This is a genomic window from Streptomyces sp. R818 (assembly GCF_056172735.1).
This window is the reverse complement of the sequence record NZ_JAOCNE010000014.1, coordinates 1,066,779-1,092,786: the sequence shown is the minus strand read 5'-3', so window position 1 is coordinate 1,092,786 and position 26,008 is coordinate 1,066,779. Positions and strand designations below refer to the sequence as shown.

Annotated in this window: 29 protein-coding genes and 2 pseudogenes; 20 read left to right on the top strand and 11 right to left on the bottom strand. The window is 70.1% G+C overall.

Annotated features, from left to right (window positions below; translation table 11 throughout):
* The first annotated feature begins 41 nt into the window (after window positions 1-41).
* Window positions 42-608: an NADPH-dependent FMN reductase gene (locus tag N5I75_RS36890; RefSeq protein ID WP_476684545.1), complete on the top strand. Its 567-nt coding sequence runs from the start codon at window positions 42-44 to the stop codon at window positions 606-608.
* On the opposite strand, the gene N5I75_RS36885 is transcribed toward N5I75_RS36890, so the two are convergent.
* A complete protein-coding gene (locus N5I75_RS36885) occupies window positions 565-1,491 on the bottom strand; it encodes a DUF998 domain-containing protein (protein WP_476684544.1) in 927 nt (308 codons plus the stop codon). The genes N5I75_RS36890 and N5I75_RS36885 overlap by 44 nt on opposite strands.
* Window positions 1,492-1,497: 6 nt before the next feature.
* Between N5I75_RS36885 and N5I75_RS36880 the strand changes: the two genes are divergently transcribed.
* Window positions 1,498-2,025: a DUF6584 family protein gene (locus tag N5I75_RS36880; RefSeq protein ID WP_476684543.1), complete on the top strand. Its 528-nt coding sequence runs from the start codon at window positions 1,498-1,500 to the stop codon at window positions 2,023-2,025.
* A 106-nt stretch (window positions 2,026-2,131) separates the two neighbouring features.
* On the opposite strand, the gene N5I75_RS36875 is transcribed toward N5I75_RS36880, so the two are convergent.
* Window positions 2,132-2,569 (bottom strand): MmpS family transport accessory protein, encoded by a 438-nt coding sequence (locus N5I75_RS36875; protein WP_476684542.1) that lies wholly within the window; start codon window positions 2,567-2,569, stop codon window positions 2,132-2,134.
* A gap of 108 nt (window positions 2,570-2,677) precedes the next feature.
* Window positions 2,678-2,908: a hypothetical protein gene (locus N5I75_RS36870; protein WP_476684541.1), complete on the bottom strand. Its 231-nt coding sequence runs from the start codon at window positions 2,906-2,908 to the stop codon at window positions 2,678-2,680.
* Window positions 2,909-3,222: 314 nt separating this feature from the next.
* On the opposite strand from N5I75_RS36870, the gene N5I75_RS36865 reads away from it, so the two are divergent.
* Together N5I75_RS36865 and N5I75_RS36860 are read left to right on the top strand one after the other, a co-directional pair.
* On the top strand, window positions 3,223-3,729 hold the full coding sequence (locus tag N5I75_RS36865) for an SMI1/KNR4 family protein (RefSeq protein WP_476684540.1): 507 nt from the start codon (window positions 3,223-3,225) through the stop codon (window positions 3,727-3,729).
* 301 nt (window positions 3,730-4,030) lie between these two features.
* Complete coding sequence (locus N5I75_RS36860) at window positions 4,031-4,225, top strand: hypothetical protein (RefSeq protein WP_476684539.1); 195 nt, start codon at window positions 4,031-4,033, stop codon at window positions 4,223-4,225.
* Window positions 4,226-4,317: 92 nt separating this feature from the next.
* Here N5I75_RS36860 and N5I75_RS36855 read toward each other — a convergent pair whose 3' ends face one another.
* Both N5I75_RS36855 and N5I75_RS36850 read right to left on the bottom strand, forming a co-directional pair.
* Window positions 4,318-5,097 (bottom strand): phosphotransferase, encoded by a 780-nt coding sequence (locus N5I75_RS36855; protein ID WP_476684537.1) that lies wholly within the window; start codon window positions 5,095-5,097, stop codon window positions 4,318-4,320.
* 52 nt (window positions 5,098-5,149) lie between these two features.
* The gene (locus N5I75_RS36850; protein WP_476684536.1) at window positions 5,150-6,130 is read right to left on the bottom strand and encodes an alpha/beta hydrolase family protein; all 981 of its coding nucleotides are present in this window, start codon (window positions 6,128-6,130) and stop codon (window positions 5,150-5,152) included.
* Between the two features lie 59 nt (window positions 6,131-6,189).
* Between N5I75_RS36850 and N5I75_RS36845 the strand changes: the two genes are divergently transcribed.
* Window positions 6,190-6,762, top strand: a complete 573-nt coding sequence (locus tag N5I75_RS36845; RefSeq protein WP_476684535.1) for a helix-turn-helix domain-containing protein — start codon at window positions 6,190-6,192, stop codon at window positions 6,760-6,762.
* 676 nt (window positions 6,763-7,438) lie between these two features.
* Here the strand turns inward: N5I75_RS36845 and N5I75_RS36840 are convergent.
* Window positions 7,439-8,677 carry a GNAT family N-acetyltransferase gene (locus N5I75_RS36840; protein ID WP_476684534.1) on the bottom strand — a complete coding sequence of 413 codons (1,239 nt, stop codon included), beginning with the start codon at window positions 8,675-8,677 and terminating at the stop codon, window positions 7,439-7,441.
* 148 nt (window positions 8,678-8,825) lie between these two features.
* Here N5I75_RS36840 and N5I75_RS36835 point away from each other — a divergent pair.
* From N5I75_RS36835 to N5I75_RS36820, 4 genes and pseudogenes are all read left to right on the top strand, one after another.
* A pseudogene (locus tag N5I75_RS36835) lies at window positions 8,826-9,140 on the top strand (AAA family ATPase); the annotation flags it as partial.
* 34 nt (window positions 9,141-9,174) lie between these two features.
* Window positions 9,175-9,330: pseudogene (locus N5I75_RS36830) on the top strand (AAA family ATPase); the annotation flags it as partial.
* A gap of 684 nt (window positions 9,331-10,014) precedes the next feature.
* Window positions 10,015-11,763 carry a LuxR C-terminal-related transcriptional regulator gene (locus tag N5I75_RS36825; RefSeq protein ID WP_476684920.1) on the top strand — a complete coding sequence of 583 codons (1,749 nt, stop codon included), beginning with the start codon at window positions 10,015-10,017 and terminating at the stop codon, window positions 11,761-11,763.
* A gap of 33 nt (window positions 11,764-11,796) precedes the next feature.
* Complete coding sequence (locus N5I75_RS36820; RefSeq protein WP_476684533.1) at window positions 11,797-12,732, top strand: DNA polymerase III subunit beta family protein; 936 nt, start codon at window positions 11,797-11,799, stop codon at window positions 12,730-12,732.
* An 11-nt stretch (window positions 12,733-12,743) separates the two neighbouring features.
* Here the strand turns inward: N5I75_RS36820 and tnpA are convergent, their stop codons facing one another.
* A complete protein-coding gene (gene tnpA / locus N5I75_RS36815; protein ID WP_476684532.1) occupies window positions 12,744-13,160 on the bottom strand; it encodes an IS200/IS605 family transposase in 417 nt (138 codons plus the stop codon).
* A gap of 25 nt (window positions 13,161-13,185) precedes the next feature.
* On the opposite strand from tnpA, the gene N5I75_RS36810 reads away from it, so the two are divergent.
* From N5I75_RS36810 to N5I75_RS36795, 4 genes are all read left to right on the top strand, one after another.
* Window positions 13,186-14,409, top strand: coding sequence for an RNA-guided endonuclease InsQ/TnpB family protein (locus N5I75_RS36810; RefSeq protein ID WP_476684531.1), 1,224 nt, complete (start codon window positions 13,186-13,188; stop codon window positions 14,407-14,409).
* A 119-nt stretch (window positions 14,410-14,528) separates the two neighbouring features.
* Window positions 14,529-14,762 (top strand): hypothetical protein, encoded by a 234-nt coding sequence (locus N5I75_RS36805; protein ID WP_476684530.1) that lies wholly within the window; start codon window positions 14,529-14,531, stop codon window positions 14,760-14,762.
* Between the two features lie 26 nt (window positions 14,763-14,788).
* Window positions 14,789-15,298 carry a hypothetical protein gene (locus N5I75_RS36800; RefSeq protein WP_476684529.1) on the top strand — a complete coding sequence of 170 codons (510 nt, stop codon included), beginning with the start codon at window positions 14,789-14,791 and terminating at the stop codon, window positions 15,296-15,298.
* Window positions 15,299-15,495: 197 nt separating this feature from the next.
* Complete coding sequence (locus tag N5I75_RS36795; RefSeq protein WP_476684527.1) at window positions 15,496-16,506, top strand: phage baseplate protein; 1,011 nt, start codon at window positions 15,496-15,498, stop codon at window positions 16,504-16,506.
* A 115-nt stretch (window positions 16,507-16,621) separates the two neighbouring features.
* On the opposite strand, the gene N5I75_RS36790 is transcribed toward N5I75_RS36795, so the two are convergent.
* Window positions 16,622-17,803: a DUF6745 domain-containing protein gene (locus N5I75_RS36790; protein ID WP_476684526.1), complete on the bottom strand. Its 1,182-nt coding sequence runs from the start codon at window positions 17,801-17,803 to the stop codon at window positions 16,622-16,624.
* A gap of 71 nt (window positions 17,804-17,874) precedes the next feature.
* Window positions 17,875-18,201, bottom strand: coding sequence for a hypothetical protein (locus tag N5I75_RS36785; protein WP_476684525.1), 327 nt, complete (start codon window positions 18,199-18,201; stop codon window positions 17,875-17,877).
* A gap of 172 nt (window positions 18,202-18,373) precedes the next feature.
* Between N5I75_RS36785 and N5I75_RS36780 the strand changes: the two genes are divergently transcribed.
* From N5I75_RS36780 to N5I75_RS36760, 5 genes are all read left to right on the top strand, one after another.
* On the top strand, window positions 18,374-19,333 hold the full coding sequence (locus N5I75_RS36780) for an STM4015 family protein (RefSeq protein ID WP_476684524.1): 960 nt from the start codon (window positions 18,374-18,376) through the stop codon (window positions 19,331-19,333).
* Between the two features lie 2 nt (window positions 19,334-19,335).
* Entirely contained in the window at window positions 19,336-20,583 is a 1,248-nt protein-coding gene (locus N5I75_RS36775) for an STM4014 family protein (RefSeq protein WP_476684918.1), read from the top strand.
* Between the two features lie 115 nt (window positions 20,584-20,698).
* Window positions 20,699-21,505, top strand: a complete 807-nt coding sequence (locus tag N5I75_RS36770) for an STM4013/SEN3800 family hydrolase (RefSeq protein WP_476684916.1) — start codon at window positions 20,699-20,701, stop codon at window positions 21,503-21,505.
* Entirely contained in the window at window positions 21,502-22,911 is a 1,410-nt protein-coding gene (locus N5I75_RS36765; protein ID WP_476684523.1) for an STM4012 family radical SAM protein, read from the top strand. The genes N5I75_RS36770 and N5I75_RS36765 overlap by 4 nt, the downstream gene beginning before the upstream one ends.
* A gap of 8 nt (window positions 22,912-22,919) precedes the next feature.
* Window positions 22,920-23,804 carry an STM4011 family radical SAM protein gene (locus N5I75_RS36760; protein WP_476684522.1) on the top strand — a complete coding sequence of 295 codons (885 nt, stop codon included), beginning with the start codon at window positions 22,920-22,922 and terminating at the stop codon, window positions 23,802-23,804.
* 63 nt (window positions 23,805-23,867) lie between these two features.
* Here N5I75_RS36760 and N5I75_RS36755 read toward each other — a convergent pair whose 3' ends face one another.
* Entirely contained in the window at window positions 23,868-24,056 is a 189-nt protein-coding gene (locus tag N5I75_RS36755; RefSeq protein WP_476684521.1) for a hypothetical protein, read from the bottom strand.
* A 161-nt stretch (window positions 24,057-24,217) separates the two neighbouring features.
* Between N5I75_RS36755 and N5I75_RS36750 the strand changes: the two genes are divergently transcribed.
* Both N5I75_RS36750 and N5I75_RS36745 read left to right on the top strand, forming a co-directional pair.
* Window positions 24,218-24,511 (top strand): hypothetical protein, encoded by a 294-nt coding sequence (locus tag N5I75_RS36750; protein ID WP_476684520.1) that lies wholly within the window; start codon window positions 24,218-24,220, stop codon window positions 24,509-24,511.
* A gap of 96 nt (window positions 24,512-24,607) precedes the next feature.
* Window positions 24,608-24,901 carry a hypothetical protein gene (locus N5I75_RS36745; protein ID WP_476684519.1) on the top strand — a complete coding sequence of 98 codons (294 nt, stop codon included), beginning with the start codon at window positions 24,608-24,610 and terminating at the stop codon, window positions 24,899-24,901.
* Between the two features lie 76 nt (window positions 24,902-24,977).
* Here the strand turns inward: N5I75_RS36745 and N5I75_RS36740 are convergent, their stop codons facing one another.
* Complete coding sequence (locus tag N5I75_RS36740) at window positions 24,978-25,919, bottom strand: TIGR01777 family oxidoreductase (protein WP_476684518.1); 942 nt, start codon at window positions 25,917-25,919, stop codon at window positions 24,978-24,980.
* Window positions 25,920-26,008: the final 89 nt, after the last annotated feature.

Here is a 26,008-nt window from a genome sequence, read left to right as displayed (position 1 = left end):
GCTCGCTCACCTCACCTCACCTCACCGCATGTGGAGACCTCATGCCCTCGATAGGCATCATTGTCGGCAGCACCCGCCCCGGCCGTCTCGGCCCGCAGATCGCGCAATGGGTCGAGAAGGCGGCCGGATCGCGCGACGACGCCGTCTTCGAACTCGTCGACATCGCCGACTACCACCTGCCGTTGTTCGACGAGCCCCGCTCACCGCGCATGGGCGACTACGAGCACGAGCACACCCGTGCCTGGGCCGCGAAGATCGACGCGCTCGACGGCTTCGTGTTCGTCACGCCCGAGTACAACCGCTCGATCCCCGCCGCGCTGAAAAACGCCATCGACTTCGTCTACAACGAGTGGAACCACAAAGCGGCCGGGTTCGTCGGCTACGGCAGCAACGTGAGCGGCGCCCGCGCACTCGACCACCTGCGCCACATCGCCGGGGCGGTGCAGCTGACCGCTGTCCACACCCAGGTCCACCTGTCGCTGCAGAACGACTTCGAGCAGTACACGACGTTCGCGCCGGCCGAACGCCACGAGGCCGCGCTCCAGCAGATGCTCACCGAGGTCGTCACCCTGACTTCGGCACTCGCACCACTGCGCCGCACGCCTTGACCGGTCCTAGCCCCTGACGCGAGCTACGCTCCGCCCCTCCGCGAGCGATGGCATCTTCGAGCAATGGCATCCTCGTCTGCACGTGATGGTGCACGTAATGGCCGAAGACACCGAGAAGAACCACCTCACTGCCCAGGAGCACGCGCTCCACCAGCCCGATCAGTTCCCGGTCGCCAGGGCCCGCGGAAAGGGCCATCACCACGGCCCCGGCGAGCGCGACCCCGGACAGCAGGCGGAGCCGGCGGACGGTACGAGGCGCGTCGGGGGCGCCGTTGAGCCGCCGGGCCAGGATCAGTCCGGCCAGCGGCAACGCCAGGAAGGCCGTGATGGAGGCGTAGCGATGCACGTACGCCGATCCGCTCAGATGTGTGGTCAGTGGATCGGTAGGCACCACGGCGGCGACGACCAGGCCGAGGCCCCACGCCGCCAGCAGCACGGACGGCAGACCTCGCGCTGCCGACAGCCATCTCCTCGCCACTGCCAGCAGCAAGAGGGACATCACTCCCAGGACCGCCATGCTGGTCTCGATCAGGCCACCGCGATCGAGTGCGGCGAAGTCACTGACGGTCAGCGCGAACGGGCTCAACCCCGGATCGGTGTCTATCGGCGCACCCACCGCCGCCCCCGCCGCCAGAGCGACGGCCGCCCACAGCGCGGGGCCGAGCAGACGAGGGAGCCGGCTGTTGTGGATGCGGCGTCGGTGATTGACCATGCCCTGATCGTCCACCGCCGCAGGACACCACACCATCAGGTCGATCCCCGAGATCCCCCTGATCCGAACCCCGACGCGACGGTTCGCACGCGGTACGCGCGAGGTACGCGCGAGCGAGTCCTGAGCGGCGCCGAAACCAGGTCGACGCAGGTAAGTGCCGTACCCGATCATGCGATCATGCCTCTGAGAGACACCCTCACCCGAGTCGACGCAGACCTGGCCGCCGGCCGGATCCCCGTGGCGCGCCAGCGCCTGCGCGGCCTCGTTTCGTCCTACCCGCACGACCTGACACTCCGCCGTCGCCTGGCCGAGGTGTACCGCCTCTACGGCGACGCCGCCGAGGCTGGACGCTGGATGTACCTCGAAGAGGACCGTAACGCCGACGAGACCGCCGCCTTCGAGGCGCGGTACGGATCTCTCGGGCTGCGGATGGAAGCCCTGGCCTGGCGGGACCCCGAGGCCGAGGCCACCACCGTCTTCGCGAAGGACCAACTGGCCGCGCTACGCACCGCCTGCGCCAAGGAGCTGGGCCACCAAGTCGACTGGACCGACCCCGCGTCCTACAGCGACGACCTCAACGGGCAGGACGGTGCACACTCCGAGCGGTGGACGGTCGGCGGTGTCCTGGCGGGCATAGGCTGCCTGGCAGCGGCCCTCGGCTTCCTCGCGATCTGGGTGATCGGCCTGATCGCCCTGTTCGACTGACCCGAACCACCAGGACTCTTGGCAACCTGAGCTGTCCTGCGGGTCTCGGGACTGGGTGGCCCCGATCAGTCAGCCAGCATGCCGTCGATCATCTACGGGACAACGCTCAGTCGAAGCCTCCGGACAGGCCGCTGTTCAGCTGGGCGCTGCAGATGTTGTAACCGCCCTGAGCTTTCCCGCTCTCCGTGTGGTCGCCGATCGTGACGGAGCAGGTGATGTCGCCACCGCCTTGCAGTTGCGCTGTGACCTGGTAGTACAGGGCACCTTCGTCGACCTTGAGCGTCTTCGTCCACGGCAACGAGCCGCCGCTCAGGTTCGTACCGTCGCTCCCATAGGTGATGTCCACACCTGAGGGAGCCGTGCCCGTCACCTTGAAGACAGCCGTATCGCTGTCTGATTGCTTCTGCGTATCCGACGTGGCCGCCGAGTTGGTTGCTGACGGTGAGCTTTTCGTGGGTTCTACGCTCTCCGTCGCACACGATGTCATCAGCAGTGCCGCAGCGCTGCTGCTGACGGCGATAGCGAGCACCTTGCGTGCAAACATGTCCATCACCGCGTTCCGGTTTCCAGGCCGCGACACACGACCCTCATACGTGTTCGATCCTTGTCGGGGCACCTCGCCTGCTGCCGCTCGACGCTCCGCCTTCCGCGTCTACGGGCGGCGTGCCAGCCGCACGACGGCATAGGTGACACCGAGGATGACGTCCACGATGACCCAGAAGAGGATGATGAGCCCGACACCGATCGTCGTCCCCGCGTCGGAGACGCTGTTGCATGTCTGGGCGTCCAGAGTCCCGCAGTCATCCGGGGTTCCCGCGCCGGTGCGCGCGGCAAGGACGATCCAGACCAGGAAGAGCACCTGTAACGCGAGGAAGAACCACATGAACCAGCGTGGGCGTCGGTGCCCCGTGACGGTTTCCCCGGGCGGCGCCGCAAACTCCGGCGCCGGTGACGGTGGCCCCATTGCTCGGGGGTGTTTGTTGGGTGCCTCATGATGCACAGCCCTTGTGAAGAAGCGTTCGTTTCCCCCGGCTGCGTTCAGGCAGCCACCGTTCGCTGTACTACTTCTCCGAGCCTGTAGTCCAGGCTTGCCCATACCTTACGTCTGCATTATCTGCATTTCTACCCCCCATCGGCGAGGCACCGAACAGGACGTCACCCATCGACATGCGGCCCGATGTGGCCGAAGATCTGCTGGTGACCGACGACGAACTCATCCTGGCCGTGCGTGAGCAGGTGGCTCACCGGAAGCTGCCGGAACCTGCCACCGAGGACGACGTACGGGCGGTGGAGCACATGATGGGGCGCCCGATGCCCACGCTTCTACGGCGTCTCTATCTCGAAGTGGCCGACGGGGGCTTCGGGCCATGGGATGCCCTGTCCGTGACGGATACCGGTGACTGGTTCAGTGACTGCGCCGATATGGCGGAGGCGTACAAAGACTTCGCCTCCCCTGGAGGTCCCGTACCGGCAGGGATCGTTCCGCTGATGGACCGGGGTTGTGCGATGTGGGCACTCATCGACTTCAGGACGGTCGACGGGCAGGTATGGGACTGGGACCCCAACCTCTGTTGCTTGGATCACGCCTTGGCCCCACTCGGGCAATCACTGGCTGAGTGGCTCATGGCCTGGCTGGACGGCACCATGCCGGACGGACCTTATCCGCACCGCGAGAAGGCGGCCAGGGACTGCCCCGCGCGCTGACTCGGGGCACTGCCGAACGAAGCAGCAAGCCCTGAGGCATACGTACGATCTACCGCCACCACCCGTTCGGTTCTCCGATGCGTCACTCACCCTCCGACGGACCCTGCTCAGCTCTCCGCCGCCGAAGGCACCGCCCGATGCCCGATCTTCAACCATGCACGCACCACACCGCGCTCATCTTGGCTGTCTGAAAGGCGCCGAAGGAGAACCCTCCGGCGTCTTTCCGTACAGAGAACGGGGATCAGGTGGGGAAAAGGCCTGGAGAGCTGTCGTGGCCGGCGGCTGTCCCCATGGGCCGGGCATGGCCGTGGCACCGGCCAGGACTGCCGAGGGCGGAGTCTCGTTCACCCGTGTGCAGGTGAACGGCGGCAAGCCCATCGTCATCGGGGTGTCGGCGGAGGTGGCGGCGCCCACTTTCATTCCGGATGGCGACCACCCGGACACCCCCGAGGCCGCCAATGAACGTTGCCCAGGTGACCGCCGCCACCAGCGCTGAAGCCCCAGTGGGCCAACTGCTCGGCGACGTGCCGGGCTGCCAATTTCAGCAACGACGAGGCGGCGCGCCGGTTACGCATCACGGGACGCTCCTCACCTGCACCCAGGACCCAAGAGTGCCTGGCTCTCCGAGCGCATCCAGCGCTGCTCGGCCAGCATGTCAGCCGCATCACCGCGGGTGAGGAAGGTCGCCCATGGCTCGGTTCCTTGTCCTCCGAGGCGTTCTATGCGCGCGGCCTCGCGGGACTGCAGGGCGTCCAGCGCCTCGATCACGGCTGCGGGCTGTTCCCCGTACGCGGTGCAGAGCACGTGAAGGCGGCCGCTCAGGGTCTCGGCGCCAGTGACCAATGCTCGTCGCTGCTGTTCCACGGGCCGCAGCGGGACGGCGTACCAAGCCAGTTGAGCCAAGTCGTCGATGGCGTGACCGGGTGCCGCGAAGTCCCAGTCGATGAAACCTATGAGCCGGCCACCGTCCCAGATCGAGTTCCACGGTCCGAGGTCTCCGTGCCGGATCACCATGCCCGGCTGCCACGCTTCTTCCTGGCCCTGCCATTGGGCATCGGCCGGCGGTCTGAAGGTGCGGACAGCATCGTGGTATGCCCGCAACCAGCGGCCCAGCTCGGCAATTCCATGGGATGAGCGCAGAGCTTCCGGCCAAGGGGTGAACGCGGGCTCGCCGAAGAGCATCGACAGCATCTCGTCGGTGCCGTCGGTGCCCAACGCGCGGGGAGCCCGGCTGAAGCCCGCCGCTTCAAGATGCTTCAGGAGGGCGTGCACGGCAGGAGTCCATGCGCCAGTCGGCCTTCGGATCGTCGCGCCGACCCGTCGTACGGTGGTGACGCTGCCGCGGTCAGTGAAACCGTCCTCAATCACATGGCCAGCGTAGCCAACAGCCGTACCCCGAGCGCCAAGTGTTTTACGTTGCTCAGCACCGCCTCAACCAGTCAGCGACGTCCGCAACGACGGCCGGATCGACATGTTGCGGGATTCCGTACTCGGCCGGGGCGGATGGCCCGGTGCCGGGGAAGAACAGGTGGTTGTCGGCGGCGTAGACGCGGATGTCGGCCTCCGAGTGACCGGCCAGGCCCGCTCGCCAACAGGCCAGGTCGTCGGCGACCGTGACCTGGTAGTCGCGTCCTCCTTGCAGGATGAGCATCGGCTTGCCGAGTCCGGCCGCGATCGGGACCGGATCGTAGTCGCGCAGTTCGAGCCAGTACGACGCGGGCAGTCCGAACGGCAGGTCAGCCGCCGGAGTCGAGGGCGTCAGCTCTGCGCTGTCGACGAGTGCGGCCTGTCGCCGGAAGGTCTCGATGGCAGCGGGCGGGACCTGGTCCGGAATCACGGCGGCGAGGTGGCTGATGACGCGGACGGCGGCGTGGTGCATCGGCTGCGCGTCGCCGGCCATGATCACCAGGCCCGCGACCGCCGGCTCCGCGGCTGCTACCGCCGGTGCGATTTTGCCGCCCATGCTGTGGCCCAGGACAAAGACCCGCTCGGGGTCCACCGACGGGTGGCGCCGGAGCAGACCGACCGCGTCGACGGCGTGCGGTACGTACTCCTGCGACATGGTCAGGTCCGGTCCGGCAGCTACCGCGTGGTGGACGTGTGTCGCCTTGTCGAAGCGCAACACCGTCGTCCCATGGCTGGCGAGTCCCCAGGCCAGGTCCTTGAGTGGCTTGTTCGGGCCGCTGGTCTCGTCGCGGTCGAACGGTCCACCGCCGGCGAGCAGCACCACACCGGGGGTGCGGGTTCCTCCCCGGGGAACGCTCACCGTGCCCGGCACAGCGAGTGGGCCGGTGCCGACAGTGACCTCCTGCTCGCTGAAGCGGCTGAGGTCGACATAGGGCGGTGGCATCCAGGCGGGAGCTGAGTCGGTCGTGGACCGCGTATCGGCGTGGTCGGGCATCCTCATCACAACCTTTCTCAGTGAATGCGAAAGGTAGCACGGTGTGAGATCGTCAAGGGATGGATGCTTTCGAACTTCTGGCACATCCCGTGCGGTTGCGAGTGGTCCACGCGATGCGCGGCGGGCGGGAGTTGACGACCGCCGAGCTGTGCGCCCGTATCGGGGACGTCTCGAAGGCCACGGTCTACCGGCACGTCGACCTGCTCGCCGCCGGCGGGGTTCTGGAAGTCGCCTCCGAGCAGCGTGTGCGCGGTGCGGTCGAGCGCCGCTACCGGCTGCGGCGTGACCGCGCGGGAATCGATACGGACACGGCCGCATCGCTCTCCCGCGACGACCACCGCAGCGCCTTCGTCTCCGCTCTGGCGGCCCTCACCGCCGAGTTCACCGCGTACCTCGACCGCGACAACGCCGACCCGGTGGCCGATCTGGTCGGCTACCGGCAGCACGCCGTCTGGCTCAGTGCCGATGAGCTGCGCGGGATGATCGGCGGGATGCGTGAGGCGATCGCCCCGCACCTGGCCAACGAGCCGTCACCCGACCGCACGCAGTACCTGATCAGCCCGATCCTGTTCCCCGTCGAAGCGCCGCCGGCATCGCCGACGCCGCCCGCACCGCCCCAGTCAGCCCCATAGCCCGTAGCCCATAGCCCCATAGCCCCATAGCCCCGATGAAGGACTTCACGCCGCCGCAGACACAACACCACGCTCATCCAGCAGCCCCTCACCGCACAGCTCCGCCCACAGATCCGCCGGGACGGGCGCGGCGAACGCGGCTACGTTCCGACGCACCTCCCGCGCGGTACGCATGCCGACCGCGACGGCCACGACCGGGGGGGGTGGGTGGCCAGCAGGCCCGAGTTGAAGTCAGAGGCGGCCACCATCGACACCCCGCGCTCGGTGCAGGCGGGCAGCAACTCGTCCAGGGCACTGTGGGCGAGGAGGGTGTGGCGGCCGGGAAAGCATGACCTCGTCGGGGTCGGCCTCACACACCTGGCGGGTGAGTTTGCCAGTGTCGTACATGCCCGCGCCGATCGCCCTGACCACGCCCTCGTCACGCAGTTCGGCGAGGGCCGGGTAACCGCTGCGCAGCGCATCCTCGAAGTGCTCCTCCGCGAAGTAGCGGATGCCCGACTCCCAGGCATGTCCAGGGCCTGGGCCGCGGTGGCATCGTCCAGCGGTTCGAACAGGCCGCCCAGCGGGCCGCCGCCGAACCCTAGCCGGGTCACCTGGACATCGATTCGTCCGAGGTGGCGCGTCTCCATGGAATCGTGCTCCTTCGCTCGTTGGGTGGTGAATGAGCGACCGGGCCTCAGAACGCGGGAAACGCCCAGCCCGACGGATGAAACGGTTCCCGCGCCCCGCGAAAGGCATGCGAGGCCTCGACGACCGCGCCCGGGCGCAGTTCCTCGACCCGCCCCGCCTCGGCGAGCGACGACAAAGTGGTGCCGCCCAGATACGCCGCTCCCAGTTCCGCGGCGGCCAGGCGCAGGTCGGCCGCGGCCCGGGTCGGCGCGCAGGTGACGTGGTCGTCGTGTGCCGAGAGGCGGTAGCGTCCGGCGTTCCACGGGCAGAACGTGTCCTGGACCTCGAGGACGAGATCGAGCGGGGCCGAGTAGCGGCGTGCTGTCAGCGCCCGGTCCACGTCCACCAGGCGGACCCAGAGGTTGTCGGTCACGGTGGCGCGGGCCGCGCGCGGGTCGGTCAGCAGATGCTTCAGCGGTTCGTCGACGGCACCGTCGTAGGCGAGGTGGGCATGGGCGTCGAGGTCGATGAGGAAGCGCCACAATGCGGCGTAGGTCTGCCGGGAGGCGGCGGCGACCTCGATGACCTGCACGAGCCCCGGCTTCGAGCGGTACAGGGCATAGCCGGTGGCCTCTCCCCCGCGCTCCAGGTGGACTGCGAAGCGCAACGCCGTTCCTCCGTCGCGGGCGCGCGGACCGTCGGCGAGGCGCGCCTCCCAGTACTTCTCCGTACGGTCGACCCATCCGACGGCGGTGCCGCGTACGCTTTCGTAGACCTTTTCGAGGAGCGGGCGGGCCTCGTCGCGGTCGAGCAGACGGATCGTCCCGTCGCCGAAGTCCGTGCCGGGGCGCATCGTCATGAACCTCTTGTCCGCCCGTATCTCGGCCACGTGACTGGCCAGGCCGTAGCCGAAGCGGCCGTAGATGGTGGCCTGTGCGGCGTTGAGCGCGGCGACCGGCTCGCCGCGCGACTCGTGCAGGTCGGTGAGTTGCTTGCGCATCATCGCGGTGAGGAGCCCGCGGCGCCGGTGGGTGGGGAGGACCGCGACCAAGGTGATCCCGGCGACGGGTGTGACCCCGCCGGGAACCGTCAGGACGCGTCCGTAGATCGACGCGCCTGCGACGATCTCCCCGCCGTCGTAGGCCGCGAGCGTGCGGTCGGGGTCGAGCGAGACGGCGGCGTTGCGCAGACCGCCCTCCCCGCCCCTCTCCCAGTCCTGGCCATAGGTCGTGGTGACCATGCGGGCCCAGGCGTCGATGTCGTGTGCGGTGATGGTCCGCAGGGGGTAGGTCGTTGTCGTTGTCATGCTGTGAGCCTGGTCGAGTAAACAGCAAGGGCGCATCGGGTGATCTCCCTATTTACGTGCGCCATTAGCTTGCTCGATTGACCTGCTCGGTTCACCTGCTCGCTTCACCCGCACGATTCACCCGCGCGATTTATATGCTGGCGTGGTGATGGCGCAGCGCGTAATCAGTCCGGTGTTCGTCGGCCGGGACGAGGAGTTGGCGAAGCTGGCGGCGGCCTTGGACACCGCGGTCGAGCAGGGGCCGACGGTGGCGCTGGTCGCCGGGGAGGCGGGGATCGGCAAGTCACGGCTCCTCGTCGAGTTCACGCGCGCGCTTGATCCGGGCATACGGGTGGTCAGCGGATCCTGCGCGGAACTGGGCCGCGACGCGCTGGCGTACGCGCCGCTCGTGACGGTCCTGCGCACTCTGATCCGGGTCGAGGGTGTAACGCCCGGCCCGTACCGGCAACTGGCTCGCTGGTTTCCAGAGTTGGGCGAGCCGGACGACGTCACCGAGGGGGGGCAGGCACCGGCTGTACGAGGAGGTGCTGACGTTGATCGAGCGGGTGGCCGCCGACCGGCCGCTCGTCATAGCGATCGAGGACCTGCACTGGGCGGACGCCGCCACCTGCGAACTCCTCGGCTTCCTGGCCAGGAACCTGACCCGGCCCGGCACCCTCCTCGTACTCACCCACAGGCCACCCGGAGCCGGACCGCTGCTGTCGGAACTCGCCCGCCGGCCGGACACCACCCGGCTGCGGCTCGGCCGCCTCGACGCGGGGGCCGTGGGCCGCCAACTGACCGCCATCCTCGGCACCGCCCCGGATCCGGCCACTGTGAACCGCGTTCATGAACGCAGCGACGGGAACCCCTTGTTCGTCGAGGCACTCGCGCGCGCCGACGAGCACACCCCGCACGACCACACCCCGCACGACACACGCGACCTGCTCCTCGACATCCCGCGGTCACTGCCGCGCCCGGCCCTCGATCTGTTGCGTCTCGCCTCCGTTGCGGGCGGGCGGGTCGGCCACCGCCTGCTGGCCCAGGTAGCCGGTCGGGACGAGCACCAACTAGACGTTCTACTGCGCGAGTTGATCGACCGGAGTCTGCTCCTCACCTCCGACGACGGTTACGCGTTCCGCCACGCCCTGATCCGGGACGCGGTGTACGAGGACCTGCTGCCCGGCGAACGCGCCCGCCTGCACGCCCGCTACGCCGAGGCACTGCGCGACGGCGGTCCCCCTGCGGAGCTGGCCGCGCACGCCCACGCCGCCGGTGACCGCCGTCTCGCGCTGGCGGCCGCTCACCGGGCCGCTGACCAGGCCCGAAGGTCGTACGCCTACGCCGAGCAGGCCCGCATGCTCGGCATGACACTCGACCTGTGGGACCCGGATCGCGGCAACGGGTGGGACCCGGGCGCCGACATCGGCGCAGACCGTATCGACGTCCTGACCGCCGCCGCCGAGGCATGCATGCTCAGCGGCGACTACGCCCGCGGCATCGAGCACGCCGACGCCGCGCTGGCCGTGGTGGACGAGGTGCGCGAACCGGAGCGGGCCGCCCTGCTCCTGGAGCACCGGGGAAGGCTGCGCCACCGGCTCGACGCCACCGGTGTCGGCGACTGGGAACACGCCCTGACGTTGCTGCCTCCCGGCAGTGCGCAGCGGGGGCGGTTGCTCGGCGTCCTGGCGATGGGGCTGCTGCCCGAGGTGGACCGGGCCCGCGCGCCGTTCGAGGAGGCGCTCGCCATCGGCCGGGACACGGGCGATGCCACGGTCACCGTCCGCGGGCTGCTCGGCGTCGGATCGATGACCGGCGACCTCGCCATGCTGACCGAGGCCCGCACGCTCGCCGAACGGCTCGACAGCAACGACCTGCTGCTGACCGTCCCGATGTACGAGGCCACGTTGCACACCAGAGCGGGCGACCATCAGCGCGCCATCGAGGTCGCCCGCGACGGTGTCCGCCTCGCCCACCGCTACGGTCTGGGCCGCAGCCGCGGAGCCGAACTCGCCCGCTACGCGGGGCGTTCCCTGATCATGGCCGGACGGTGGGACGAGGCGACGGCCGTGCTGAAGGAGAGCCTAGCGGCGGACGCACCACCGCAGTCGCGGCTCGGCCTGCGCATCCTGCTCGGCCAGCTGTCGTTGCTGCGCGGTGACCTGACGGCAGCGGCCGAGGCCGCTGCAGCCGTCGAGCATTCCAGCAGCGGGAGCCTGATCGCCCGCCATCAACTGTTGTGTCTGCTCGCGGTCGCCCAGGGCGCGCCGGAGCGGGCCGACCTCCTGCTGGACCGGGCCCTGGCCGACCCCGAACTCACCCGCGTCCACACCAGCGACGCCCGGCCGGTCCTGGTCGCCGGCGCCCTGACGCAACAGGCCCGGCTGGCCTCGAACACAGCCAGCACAGACAGCACGGACAGCACGGACCCGGGTCTACGGGAGCGGGTCCGGGCCCGGCAGGCCCAACTCGCCGCCGTCGACGCCGCCCTCGGCACCGACGGACGGCTCGACCGCGCCTGGCAGACCATGCTCCGGGCACTCATCGCGGACGAAGGCTGGGATCACGCGGTGGACTCCTGGCGCCGGCTGCGGCAACCGTACGAGCTGGCCCTGTGCCTCTTCCACAGCGCACGCACGGCGCTCGCCGCGGGCGACCGCGTAAGCACGGCGCTCGCCGCGGGCGCCCGCGTAAGCACGGCGCCCGCCGCAGGTGACCGCGTAAGCACGGCGCTCGCCGCAGGTGACCGGGCCGCTGCGACGGCCCGCCTCGACGAAGCCGCTCGCCTGGCCGCAGACCTGCGTGCCACGCCGCTCGCCCGGCAGATCGGCCTGCTCCTGCGGCCGCGCCCCTCCAAGGACGGGCTCACGGATCGCGAACACGAAGTGCTGCGGCTGATCGCCGAAGGGCTGAGCAACCGGCAGATCGCCGACCGACTGCACATCTCGCCGAGCACAGCCGGCGTGCACGTCTCCCACATCCTGACGAAGCTGGGCGCGGCGACCCGCACCGAGGCCGCGGCCATCGCCTTCCGCGAAGGGCTGGCCGGAGTCCGCCCGGTGCCGCCGGGCCCGCTGCCCGGCACGGACGCGGCAGCTCCGTGTTGACCTTCGAGTTGGTTGAGACCCGATGATGGCCGGGTGCCGAATTCCGAGCTGATGCCGATCGGGGTCTTCGCCCAGCGCAGTGGCCTGACCTCCAGCGCGTTGCGCTTCTACGCCGACTCCGGGCTGCTGCCCCCTGCCGAAGTGGACCCGGTCACGGGCTACCGCTACTACGACGCCGACCAGCTGACGCGGGCGACCACACTGCGCCGGCTCCGCGAGATCGCCATGCCGCTCGCCACGGTCGAGGCGGTCCTCGATGCCGGGCCCGACGACACGGCTCGGCTGCTCGACGAGCATGTCGCCAAGGTCGAGGGGGACGCGGCAGCGGCACGGCGAACAGCCGCGGCCATCAAGTCCGCGCTCGGCGGTGAAGCGCCCGGTGCGCTGATCGCCACGCTGAAGGGTCCCGTGCTGGCGGACGCGGTCGAGCAGGTTCTGACCGCGACCGCGCATGAACCGGGCATGGCGGTGCTCGCCGGTCTCCACATCGAAGCGAGCGACGAGGGCATCGCCCTCACGGCGACCGACCGCTACCGGCTCTCCACCCGCACTCTGGTGCCGACGCGACCTGCGGAACAGGAACACCCCTGGACCGGCACGGTCGACGGCGACGACCTCCGGGCCGCGATCTCCGACGTGCGGCGCAGCGCGCAGGTCGGCATCGAGGCGGTGCCGCACGGCATCCGGCTGCGCATGCCCCGGCGCGAGGACCGGCACTGTCGGACGCTGGCCGAGGCGTACCCCGACCACCGGCTGATGCTCGCGTCTCTGGGCGAGGTCACCACCCGGGCCACGGTCTCGAAGGACCTGCTGCTACCGGGATTCATTCGCAGTGCATCGGGCTTCAGCCCGGTGGTGAAGCGAATCTTGTCGTGGCGACGCGGAGCGCCGCGGATTCCTGGCCGGCGGAGCCGGGTGCCGCGTGTTCACCCGTGGCGCGGAGCGCCGCGATGGCTGGTCCCGGCGTAGCCGGGCGATGCTCACACCGGTCGGTTCTGTTGCTCGATGTACTGCTTGACCACGGAGAGCGGGGCGCCGCCGACGGTTCCTGCGAAGTAGGAACCGGACCAGAGCTTGTTGGCCCGCCAGTAGTGCTGTACCAGCTCGGGGAACTCCTGGCGCAGGCGGCGGGAGGAGACACCCTTGAGGGAGTTGACGAGCTTGGTGACGGCGACCTTGGGCGGGAAGTTCACCAGGAGGTGGACGTGGTTGTTCTCGCCGTTGAACTCCACCAGTTCGCACTCGAAGTCCGCGCACACCGAGCGCATGATCTCCTCCATACGCGTCAGGTGAGCGTCCGTGAACACTTCGTGCCGAAACTTGGTCACGAAGACCAAGTGCACATGCATCACGAAAGCGCAGTGCCGACCAGTTCTGATTTCCTGCATCTCACCCATAACCCAAGTATGTATCGTGGCCGTCATGCAGCTTCGGTACAGCTTCCGCCTGTACCCGGACACCGGCCAACGCACCGCGCTGGCCCGAGCGTTCGGGTCCGCCCGCGTCGTGTTCAACGACGCGGTGCGCGCCCGCGAGGAAGCCCGGAAAGCGGGCGCAGCCTTCCCGACGGCCGGTGAGCTGTCCAGGAAGCTGATCACCGAGGCAAAGCGGACGGTGGGGCGGTCCTGGCTGGGCGAGGTCTCCGCTGTGGTACTCCAGCAGTCCCTGCGCGATGCGGAGTCCGCGTACCGGAACTTCTTCGCCTCGCTCAAGGGCGAGCGGAAGGGAGCCAAGAGCGGTGCGCCCCGGTTCAAGTCCCGCAAGGACAGCCGTCAGTCGATCCGGTTCACGGCCAATGCCCGCTGGTCGATCACCGGTAGTGGGCGGCTGAACCTGCCGAAGGTCGGTGCGGTGAAGGTGAAGTGGTCCCGGACCCTGCCCGCCTCCCCCTCCTCCGTCACCGTGATCAAAGACGCGGCCGGACGCTATTTCGCGTCCTTTGTCATCGACACGGACCCGGCCGCCGACGCCACCGCGATGCCCGACAGCGACCAGATGGTCGGCATCGACCTGGGCCTGACGCATTTCGCCGTCTTCTCGGACGGCCGCGTGATCAACTCTCCGCGGTTTCTGCGCCGCGCGGAGAAGAAGCTGAAGAAGGCTCAGCGGGAGCTGTCCCGCAAACAGAAAGGCTCCAAGAACCGCGAGAAGGCCCGCCTGAAGGTCGCCCGCGCCCACGCACAAGTGGCCGACGCGCGCCGCGAGTTCCACCACCAGCTCTCCACGAAACTGATCCGCGAGAACCAAGCGATCGGTGTGGAGGGCCTGGCGGTCAGGGGACTGGGGCGCACCAGGCTGGCCAAGAGCGTGCATGATGCGGGCTGGGCACAGTTCGTGGCCATGCTGGAATACAAGGCGGTCAGGTACGGGCGCACCCTGGTGAAGATCGGCAGGTTCGAGCCGACCTCCCAGACCTGTTCGGCCTGCGGCGTCAAGGACGGCCCCAAACCTCTCCACATCAGAGAGTGGACCTGCCCCGCGTGCGGCACGGTCCATGACCGGGACCACAATGCCGCGAAGAACGTGAAAACGGCCGCCGGACTGGCGGTCGCAGCCTGTCGAGCGCAGGTAGGACCAGGACTCGTTCTGGCACAGCGCGACGAAGCAGGAAGCCACGGATTCTCCCCCGAACCCCGTGCCGCGTAGCGGCACAGCAACGGACGAGAAGGCCAGAATCCTCGGGCTTCAGCCCGAGGAGCAAGTCAAGTGCCCTGGAAGAACACCCCGGCGAACACGTCGCGCTGCACATCACCGCAGAGCACGGCGTGACCGTACGGTCCCCGCACGACGAGCAGCTCGCGAATCCGCTCCCCGCCACCACGACCGGCGACGACCTCCTCGTCCGCTTCGAGATGACCACGCTCTATCCCGCCGTGAGCTCGGCGATCGGCCCCGAGGTGATGCTCGACCTGCGCGGACACGACCAGCCCGTCACGATCCGCTCGGCCGACCGCGGCACGCTCACCACCCTGGCCATGCCCATCAAGCTCGACCACTGAGCCCGGGAACGACGACGAGGAAGCGCATGTCCACCCCGTCCACCGCCCCCGACCCGACCATGGAAGCCATCGGCCGAGCCGTCATCGAAGGCCGAACGGGCGACGTCCTTGCCGCCCGCCACAACCTCCTGCACCTGTGGTCGACGATCGGCGTCACCGGCGACCCGTTGCACCGCTGCTCGCTCGCCCACTACCTGGCGGACCTCTACGAGGACCCCGCCCAGGCCCTCGCCTGGGACATCCGGGCTCTGGACGCCGCCGACGCCATGACCGACGAGCGGGTCCAGGAGCACCACGCCGGTCTCCGCATCGCCGGCTTCTACCCCTCTCTCCACCTCAACCTGGCCGACAACTACCGCCGGCTCGGCTCCTTCGACGCCGCCACCGAACACCTCCACGCGGCCAGGGAACACGCCCCCGACCTGCCGTCGGACGCCTACGGTGCCTCCCTGCGCACCGCCCTCGACGAGGTGGCGGAGACGATCTCCCGGCGGGACACCAGCAGACGTCCCTCCGCACCCGGTCCCCCGGCGTAAGGCGGCGCTGCGACGCGCCGAGCCCGTCCCCCTGCCAACCCGAACAGCCGTACCCGACGCGGCCGTATGCCGCAGATGCTGCATATATCCGTAACTACGCCACCTCGGCTTCGTTCCGACAAGCAGACGAACGTCCACGTCACCGCGTGGACGACCGGTCGGAGGGTTACACGTCAACAAGCCGAGAGGTGGCCTCCATGGCCCGGCCCATCCCCCACTCACCCACCCGCAGGAACGTCCTCGGACTCGCAGCCCTTACGTCCCTGAGCCTCTTGCTGCCCGACACGGCGGCGCAGGCCGACACAGATGAGAGCCGGTCCGGTCCCTCCGGGCTCGCCGCACCGGGAAAGCCGTGGCACACCGGTCTCCGGCTGCGCCACGGCACCGTGATGCAGTCCTTCACCTTCGACGAGGCACACCACTGCCTGTACGCCCTTCAGGTCATGCGGGGCGGCATCCGACTGCGGGGCGAGAAGCGTCCGTACACGCACGACGAGCGGGCGCGCCGCGGCGACCTCTGTCTCAACCGGCTCAACCTGCGCGGCGCGCTCACCGGCTTCATGTATCTCAAGGGCTTCGGTCACGGCGGAGCCATGGGTGTCGAGCGACACGGCGGAGTCAGCAGGCTGTGGATGGAGTGGGACGCCCATCCCGCCTCCGGATACGGCCGCGGCGTCTGCTGGTTCCGGTTCGCCAACCGGCGCACTCTCTCCCGCTCCAGCGCCGGCCTGACCAGGTACCACCCCGTACCGCACTCCAGCAGCAACAGCGTCACCGTCGACCAGAGCCACCGCCGACTTCTGCTGCGCTACAAGATCAACGGCTATCCGCGTTTCGCGGTGTACGACCTCGCCCGCTTCGTCGCCCGGGACTACCACCCCCTCGCCGACTTCCCCCAGCCCGACGCCCATCTCGGGCTGCCGTTCCAGGGCATGGCGCTCAAGGGCAACACGCTGTACCAGCTCATGGGCAGCGGCTACGGCCCCAACAACCCGCCGGAGTCCGGCGGCAACACCTACCTCAGCCGCATCAACTGGCGCACCGGAACGTCACACACGGACTTCCCCGAGCACACGGCCACGCACCTCCGCCCACGCGAACCGGAAGGACTCGCCGTGCGCCCCAGCGACCGGCGGCTCTACTACGGCTTCACCCAGGGGGCGCCGGGCAACAGACGCTTCTCCCTCTACTCAAAAGCGACGCGCTGACCGGCTCCCGCAGACGCGGTAGCCGACCAACCGCCCGCCCGCTCGCCCGCTCGCCGGACATCAGTGACCGGTGACTCTGACCAGCCGCAGAGTCACCGGTCCGCTCAGTCACCGCTCACGTCTCGCGCTGCGGCTCGTAGGTGTCCGCCTGCAGTCCGAACGTCCAGGCGACGCCCTCGCGCGCGGTTCTCGTGCGCGGCGGCACGCGCAGCCAGTAGGTGCGGTGCGTGCCGTCGGGCTCGGGGGTGGAGTTGACGACCTCGACCATCACCACGTCCTCGTCGCCGGGGAGCTGAACCCGCCACAGGATGCCGGTGGAGTCCCGGTGCACCGGCTCCGCCCCGGACTCCGTCAGATAGCGGTCGTATCCGAAGTGCTCCAGCATCACGCGGCGCAGTTCCGCGTTCTCCTCGTCGCGGATGCGCTGCGGGGTCAGCCCGGCGAGCCCGGCCAGGAAGTCGGCGGGCACCGGCATGCCGCGCCAGGCGTGCAGCGCGAATCCGTCGGGGAAGGCAAGGGCGGGCCCGGTGGCGCTGTCGAGGCGGCCGGCCTCGTCGCGGTGCAGCTCCGTGGGCCGTTCGCTCACCACGGCCACTCGCTCGTACGGCCACCACCAGCCGGCCGACCGGGCGACCTGCGCCAGCCCTTCCAGCCGGGGATCCGGTTGTGCGCCGGGCGAGCCGAAAGCGCTCAGCCAGGCGGCCTCGTGCTGGCCGAGCACCGCGTCCAGGAGCAGCAGCCGGATCGCCGTCTCGCTCCTCCGGTCGCGTGCGCCCGCGACTGTGCGGGACGGCGCGGCCAGTTCCTCGACGATGCCCGTTCTGACGCGGTCGACCAGTATCCGGGTGGTGTCCCACAGGCGACCTCCCGTGGCGTTCCAGTGCGCGCCCCAGCCGCCCGGGCCGAGCCTCGCGTACAGCCGCTCACGGGCCTGGGCCCACGGCCCGTTGCGCACCGCATCCCGTACGGAGGCGCCTCGTTCCCCTTCCTCGGCCAGCCTTACGAGCAGCAGCACGGCAGCGCGCGGCGAGTCCGCCCACAGGATGCGGGTGGGCTCGGCCAGCCCGGCCGCCCGGTACGCGCGCCGCACACCGGCCTCGGCCGCTTCCCGATCGGCAGGACCGGTGGCGGCGGCGACCGCACGCCAATGCGCCAGGTCCGCTGCGGTGCTGCTTGAGTCCGCCTGGGCCACAGCCCCGCCAGGTACGCCCGCTTCAACTGCTGTCGTCCCGCCCGGTACGCCCGCTTCAACTGCTGTCGTCCCGCCCGGTACGCCCATCTCCGTCACCGACGTCATCCGCTGTTCCCCCATCGTGTCGTCATCGCCCGCATCCCCGTCCTTGTCTCCCTCGGCCGCGCCCCAACCGCTCAGTCCGCCACGATCCGCACCGATCCCGGTACGTACTCGCGCTGCCGGATCACCCGGAACCAGCCCTTGGGCAGCGGTATCGCCGCGTGCTCCTCGTGCACCACTCGCCCGCCGTCGGGCAGGTGCAGGAGCAGCGGTCCGAACGGGCCCGGCTCGCGCACCAGTCGGCCGGGGCCGACCACCGCGTGGGCATGGCCGGTGACCTCACCCAGCGCGAGCACGAGGCGTCCGCGGGCGTCCCGCGGCTCGTCCGGGGCGTCCGCGACATGCGGGGGCACCGCGCCCTCCGCGAGCGGCACGATCAGCACGTCTCCCTGCCGGTACATGACTCTCCCGTCCCACGGCCCGCCGAGTGCGGCCGCGTCGTTGCCGACGGTAGGGGCTGGGTCTGACAACGGCGGTCGGGCGCCCCGGGGCAGCCGTTGTCAGTGGCGGTTGGTACAACTTCAGTCCAGCGGAGATCGCGGACGGCGCGAACGGATCGGGAACGGGGCGGACATGACCATCGGGAACCACTTGCAGGAGCTCTACGGCCTGCCCGCCTTCGACTTTCCCGCGGCGGACGCGGAACAGGTGACGGCGCTGCCCGCCGCCGACTCCGTGGCGTGGCGGATCTCCGTCGAGTCGTACGACAGCGAGGAGGCGTGGCCGGAGGCGTTCGCGCGGTTCGCCGAGGCCGTGGACCTCGGCCGCGTCAAGGCGCTGGTGGTCGGCTCGTGGAGCGACCCGTACGAGAACGGGCCGGAGCCGGTCATCGCGGCGCTGCTCGCGGCGCGGGACCGGCTGACGGCGCTGCGCGCGCTGTTCCTGGGAGACATCGTCTTCGAGGAGTGCGAGATCTCCTGGATCACGCAGGGCGACGTGACGCCGCTGCTGACCGGCTTTCCGGAGCTGACGGAGTTCGCGGTGCGCGGCGGCACCAGCCTGTCGTTCCCGGCGGTGCGTCATGAGCGGCTGCGTTCCCTCACCGTGGAGGCGGGCGGTCTGCCCGCCGAGGTGGTGCGCGGCATCGCGGCGAGCGATCTGCCCGCCCTGACCCGCCTCACCCTGTGGCTGGGCACCTCGGACTACGGCGGTGACTCCACCGTCGCCGACGTCGAGCCCGTCCTGACGGGTGGCCGGCTGCCGGCGCTGAAGCACCTGGCCCTGTGCAACAGCGAGATACAGGACGAGATCGCGGCGGCTGTGGCGGCCGCCCCTGTGGTGGCCCGGCTGGAGACGCTCGACCTGTCGATGGGCGTCCTCACCGACGACGGCGCCACCGCGCTCCTCACGGGCCAGCCGCTCACGCACCTGACCAAGCTGGACCTGCATCACAACTACCTGAGCGACGAACTGCGTCAGCGTTTCCTGGACACCCTGGTGCCCGCGGGCGTCGAGGTCGATCTCGACGCCGATGACGCGGACGAGGACGAGGACGGGGACACCGTGTGGCGGTACGTCTCGGTCGGCGAATGACCATGGGCGGCGTCACCCCGGCGGGGCCGGGCGGCACCCGGGACACGGCGCTCGCGCCCGCCGCACCCCGGCCCGCCCTGCTGCGTCTCGCGGTCGTCGGCAACCCCGGCAACCGCCGGGTGGATCTGTTCGCGGCGGCCGTGCGGGGCGCCGGGCTGCCCGCGCCGCGCGTGGTCGCGTGGCGCGACGTGCTGCGCGACGGCGGGGCCTCGTTCGCCGACGACGAGATCGTGCGGATCGACTCGGCGGGCGAGGACGAGGAGGCCGAGCGTGTCCTGCGCGGCGTGTCCGATCCGACGCGCGTCGAGGGCGGAGCCCGGTGGTACCGGCGGTTTCTGGCTGCCGTGCGCTCCCTCGACGGCGGGGTCCGGCTCGACGATCCCGGTGACATCGCCGTGCTCTTCGACAAGCGCCGCTGCCATCGCATCCTCGCCGGTGCGGGGGTGGCCGTCCCGCCCTCCCCCACGTCCGGCGACGCGGCCGAGGTGCGCGGCTGGGACGACGTACGGGCGTTGATGGCGGAGCACGGGATGCCCCGGGTCTTCGTCAAACCGGCCCACGGCTCGTCGGCCTCCGGCGTAGTCGCCCTGGAGACGGCCGGACCCGGCCGGATCCGCGCCACGACGTCCGTGGAGCTGGCGGACGGCGCCCTGCACAACTCCCTGCGCGTTCGGCGCTACACGCGTGAGGGCGACATCGCGGCGATCGTGGACGCGCTGGCCCCGGACGGGCTGCACATCGAGCGCTGGCTGCCGAAGGCGTCGCTGCACGGGCGCGCCGCCGACCTGCGCGTGGTCGTGGTCGCGGGGCGCGCCACGCACGCCGTCGTGCGCACCAGCCGGACCCCTCTCACCAACCTCCATCTCGGCGGCCTGCGCGGCGAATGGAGTGCCGCGCGGGAAGCCGCGGGCGCGTCCTGGGCACACGCCCTCGACCTGTGCGAGCGCGCCGCCGCCTGTTTCCCCCGCACCCTGTGCGTCGGCGTCGACCTGCTGCCCTCCGTGGGCTGGCGGCGCTTCACCGTCGGCGAGGTCAACGCCTTCGGTGATCTGCTGCCGCGCCTGACCGGGCTGCCCGGCAGCGGCGCCGAGGGCCAGGACACCTACGCGGCCCAGGTCGCCGCCGCGCTCCGCCACTTCCCCGACGCCGCGTACCCCGCCCGGGCCCCGGCCGTTTTCGGCGCCCCGCACCGGACGGCTCCCGCCGCCGCACACCCGCTCGCAAGGACCCTCGATGCCCGTACGACCTGACACCATCGCGCCACCGACGGCAGCCCAGGCCGCCACGAGCCCATCGACGGCCAACGCCGACATGCCACACACGCTCAATCAGCTTGAGATGCCCGAAGTGCATGAGATACCCGACATGAACGAGGTGGTGGGCCGCGACGACCTCCTGCTGCTCACCCTCGACACACTGCGCTACGACGTGGCGGTCGAGCTGGCCGAAGCGGGCCGTATCCCGCACCTGGCACGTCATCTGCCGGACGGCGCCTGGGAGAAGCGGCACGCGCCGGGCAGCTTCACCTACGCCTCCCACCAGGCGATGTTCGCCGGTTTCCTCCCGACCCCAGCGTCACCCGGCCCGCATCCGCGGCTGTTCGCGGCACAGTTCGCGGGCAGCGAGACCACGGCGGGCCGCACCTATGTCTTCGACACCCCGGACCTGGTGTCGGGCCTGGCCTCGGCCGGGTACCGGACCGTGTGCGTCGGCGGCGTCGGCTTCTTCAACCGGCAGGGCTCCCTGGGCAATGTCCTGCCGGGCTTGTTCCAGGAGAGTCACTGGGAGCCGGAGTTCGGGGTCGCCTCACCCACGTCGTTCGAGGACCAGGTCGCGCGCGTGGAGCGGATCGTCGCCGAACTCCCGGACGAGCAGCGGCTGTTCCTGTTCGTCAACGCGGCAGCTCTGCACCAGCCCAACTGGTTCCACCTGCCGGGTGCCACGCGCGCGTCGGGTGACACCCGCCGGACCCACGCCGCCGCTCTGGAGTACATCGACCGGCACGTCGGGCGGCTGTTCGCGGCGATGAGCGCGCGCCGCCGCTGCTTCGCCATCGTCTGCTCCGACCACGGCACGACCTACGGGGACGACGGCTACACCGGCCACCGCCTCGGCCACGAAGCGGTCTGGACCGTGCCCTACGCCCACTTCTTCCTGGAGCCGACCGCATGACCATCACCACCGCCGCCGAAGCGGCCGGACCCGCGGAAACCGTGCACTCCACCGCCCCGCGCACGTACCAGAGCGCGTACCAGAGCCCGTACCAGAGTTACGTCTACGCCTATCCGCACAAGACCGCCTACCGGCCGCTGCCCGAGCGTCCCGCGCTGCGCGACCTGTGGCGCGACGAGCCCAAGGGCGCGCTCTCCCTCTACCTCCACATACCGTTCTGCGAGGTCCGCTGCGGCTTCTGCAACCTGTTCACACGCATCGGCGCCCCGGACGAGCTGACGAAACGCTATCTGGACGCTCTGGAGCGGCAGGCACTGGCGGTGCGTGAGGCGCTCGGCGACGGTCCGGACGTGCGCTTCGCCAACGCGGCGTTCGGCGGCGGCACCCCCACCTTCCTCGACGCCGACGAACTGGCCCGGCTGTGCGACATCGCGGAGCTGCGGACCGGCGCCGACCTCAGAGCGGTGCCGCTGTCCGTGGAGACCTCGCCCACGACGGCCACCGCCGACCGGCTCGCGGTACTCGCCGAGCGCGGTACGACCCGCCTCAGCATCGGCGTGCAGAGCTTCGTCGACGCGGAGGCCCGCGCCGCGGTCCGCCCGCAGCGCCGCGCGGACGTGGAGGCCGCACTCGCCCGTATCCGCGACACGGACATCCCGGTACTGAACATCGACCTGATCTACGGCATCGACGGCCAGACCCCGGCGAGCTGGCGCACCTCCCTCGACGCGGCACTCGCCTGGCGCCCTGAGGAGCTGTACCTCTACCCGCTCTACGTCCGACCGCTGACCGGCCTGGGGCGCGGCACCGCTCCTCTCACCGACGAGGCCTGGGACGAGCAGCGCCTGCGCCTGTACCGCCAGGGCCGCGACCACCTCCTCGAGCACGGCTACGAGCAGGTGTCGATGCGCATGTTCCGGCGCGTGGACGCCCCCGCGCAGGGCCCGGACGACTACGCCTGCCAGACCGACGGCATGATCGGCCTCGGCTGCGGCGCCCGCTCGTACACCTCCACGCTGCACTACTCCTTCGAGTACGCCGTCGACATGCGGGAGATACGCGCGATCATCGACGACTACACGGCCACCACGTCCGAGGAGTTGGCGCGGGCGCGCCACGGGCGCCGCGTCGACGGACAAGAGGCACGCCGCCGTCACCTTCTGCAGTCACTGCTGCAGGCCGAAGGCGCGCCGCTGGACGACTACCGGACGCGGTTCGGCGCGAGCCCGCTCGACGACTTCCCCGCCGAACTCGCCGCGTTCACCGCACGCGGATGGCTGGAGCCGTACGACGACGGTGTGCGGCTGCGGCTGACGCCCGAGGGCCTGGCGCACTCGGACGCCCTCGGTCCTGAGCTGTTCTCCCCCGAGGTACGTGCCGCGATGGCCGCGTACGAACCGAGGTGAACGGCTCCATGGACCTGACGCTGCTGTACCGGGGCCCGCTCGCCTCGTGCGACTACGACTGCCCGTACTGCCCGTTCGCCAAGCGCCGCGACTCCCCCGCTCAACTACGGGCGGACCGTGCGGCGCTGGACCGCTTCACCGGCTGGGCGGCCGCTCAGCACGAGGACCGGCTGTCCGTCCTGTTCACCCCGTGGGGCGAGGGACTGACACGCTCCTGGTACCGCGAAGCGATGGTCAAGCTCTCGCACCACGAGCACGTCGCGCGCGTAGCCATCCAGACCAATCTGAGCTGCCGCACCGGGTGGCTCGCCGACGCCGACCTGGACACGCTGGCCCTGTGGTGCACGTTCCACCCGGGACAGACACCCTACGAGCGGTTCCTCGCCAAGACGCGGGAACTGGCGCGGCAGGGTGTGCGGTTCAGCGTCGGCGTGGTCGGCTTCCCGGAACATCTGGCGCAGGCCCGCACCCTGCGCAAGGCGCTGCCGTCCGAGGTGTACCTGTGGGTGAACGCGGCGGAGGGCCGCACCTACACGGACGAGGAGGCCGCCGCCTGGACGGCCGTCGACCCCCTCTTCCCGTACAGCAGACACCCGCACCGCTCGGCCGGCCTCCCCTGCCGGACCGGCTCCTCCGTCGTCTCGGTCGACGGCGAGGGCACGGTGCGCCGCTGCCACTTCGTCCGGGCCGAACTCGGCAACCTGTACGACGGTTCCTGGCGCGCGGCGCTGACGCCCCGGGCCTGTCCGCTGGCGGTCTGCGACTGCCACATCGGCTACGTCCATCTGGAGACGCTGCCGCTGTACGACGTCTTCGCGGGCGGGGTGCTGGAGCGGATACCGGCGGCGCCGGTGCACTTGATCGGGACGCGGCCGACCCCGGGTGCGCCCTGATGGTGATGGTTCGCGGATCCTGACTATCGCTCCATCGCTCTACCGCTCTATTGCTCTATCGCTCTATCGCTTCTGGGCTCGATACCGCTTCATGAGCGACGTGATCCGCACCGGATCGGCTCCGCCGTTCAGTTCAGCGGTCAGGTCGTCGGGGCACAGCTCATAAAGGTCGCCCCACCAGCGGCGCCCCCTGTTGTCCCATATCCGATACCCGCCGGGCACCCCGCGAGCAACATATCGCCGCTTGGCCACGCCTTCTCCTCCCGCTCGTCGCCCAACTCCGGCCCGCACCGTATCCCGGAAACCGGGGAACAGTGCGTCGGAGCGGCACCGTCCCGCCGCGCCACCTGTACCTCGTACATGCCGGTGCGTGAGACTTCAGCCTCACTCGGCCACACCCGAGGAGCCCCCGGATGAGCAACGTACTGACCATGTATGGCGGCCCGCAGAGAGCCGAGGACCGCTCGCCCGCGAAGGTGGGGAACATGGTCACCCTCTTCGACAGTGTCCCGGGCAACGAAGTCGGTGCCGCACGCCCTCCCCGTCGCATCAGGTGGCGCGCGAACGGACAGGTCCCGCTGGAGTTCCGGTCCAAGGGCGAAGCGCTGCACGTGCACACCCCAGGTGTGGACTGGCGGCTCGCGGCCGCGCTGATCGCCCTGCTGCGCAGCTTCAATTTCGGAGCGTGGGATTCCGCGAAGAAGTAGACGGGCAGGGGTTGTTGAGGTGGTGTTTCGCGACCGGGGTCAGTAGAACTGGGCAGCATGTCCGATCACCGGTGGCCATCCCAACACCCGGCGCCCATGGCCCGCCCGCCCGTGGGGTTCGCGCCGCCGCACGTCGGGGAGATCAGCGTCGGCTACCGGCGGTGGGCCGCGATTCTGCTCTGGCTGGCGATCGGTCTCGCGGGCCTCATGGCAGTGGCCTTCGTCGCCAGCTTCGTACTCCTGACCCTGGCTGACGCGGACCGGGACAAGCAGGCCCTCGGCTACCTCGCCGTCGTCCTCTGGGCCGCCCTCGCCGCGGCCGTCCCGGTGCTGCTGGCGCTCGGCGTTCCCGGCCTGGTCATGACACGGCGCGTACGCCGTCACAGATAGGGGACGATCTGCGCTCAACCTTGCTCGCTGTCGGGCGGGGCCGACATGGCCAACATGCGCACCGGTGGAACGGCCTTCAGGGTGTCCTCGACGGTACGACGAGGGAACGTGCCGCGCATTCCCAGTCGGGGTGGGTGAAGGTGAAGCCGGCCGTGTGGAGTCTGCCCGGGACGACGCGTCGGCTCTTGAGGAGGAGCTCCGTGTCCGTGCGCAGGACGAACGCTCCCAGTTCGGCCATCCCGCGGGTCGCCGGCAGGCCCAGTGGCATGTTCCGGGCCTTGCGCAGGATGCGCATGAAGTCGCGGTGCGGGAGGGGGTTGGGAGCGGACAGGTTGACCGGGCCGGTCATGTCCTGGCGGGCGATGAGGAAGTCGACGGCGCGTACGAAGTCGTCCCCGTGGATCCAGGAGACGTACTGCGCGCCGCCCGCGACCGGCCCGCCCAGGCCGTAGCGCGCGAGCCGGGACAAGACGTCGAAGACCCCGCCGCGATCCGCGCTCATGACCATCGCCGAGCGCAGCGCCACCTTGCGTGTGGCGGGCGTCGGCGCGTCGGTCTGTGCCTGCTCCCACCGCTTGGCGATCTCCACGCTGTACGCCCAGTAGTCCGGCACGCCCGTCTCGTGGCCGCCGAGCACTCCGGTGGTCTCGTCGTGAGCTTTGTCGAAGCTGTGGGCGTAGATCGTGGCTGTGCTCATCTGCAGCCACAGGCGCGGCGGTCGCGCGGCGGCGGCTATGGCTTCGCCGATCACCCGTGCGGAATCGACCCGGGATTCCATCATGGCTCGCAGGTTCGCGGGCGTGTAGCGGCAGGAGACGCTGCGGCCGGCCAGGTTGATGACGACATCGCAGCCGTCGATGGACTCGGCCCACCGGCCGAGCGTCTTGCCGTCCCAGGGCAGGTGATGCTGCTGGGCGGGGCTCCTGGTGAGGACGGTCACCTCGTGTCCGGCCGCCGTCAGGGCGCGTTCGAGGAGCATGCCTACCTGTCCGGTTCCACCGGGCAGCACGACCTTCATGGGGTTCCCCTCGACGGTTCGACGGTGTCCGGTACCACCCTAGCCGCAATATTTGAACACGTTCAATTGCAGCACTCCGATGGCACCCC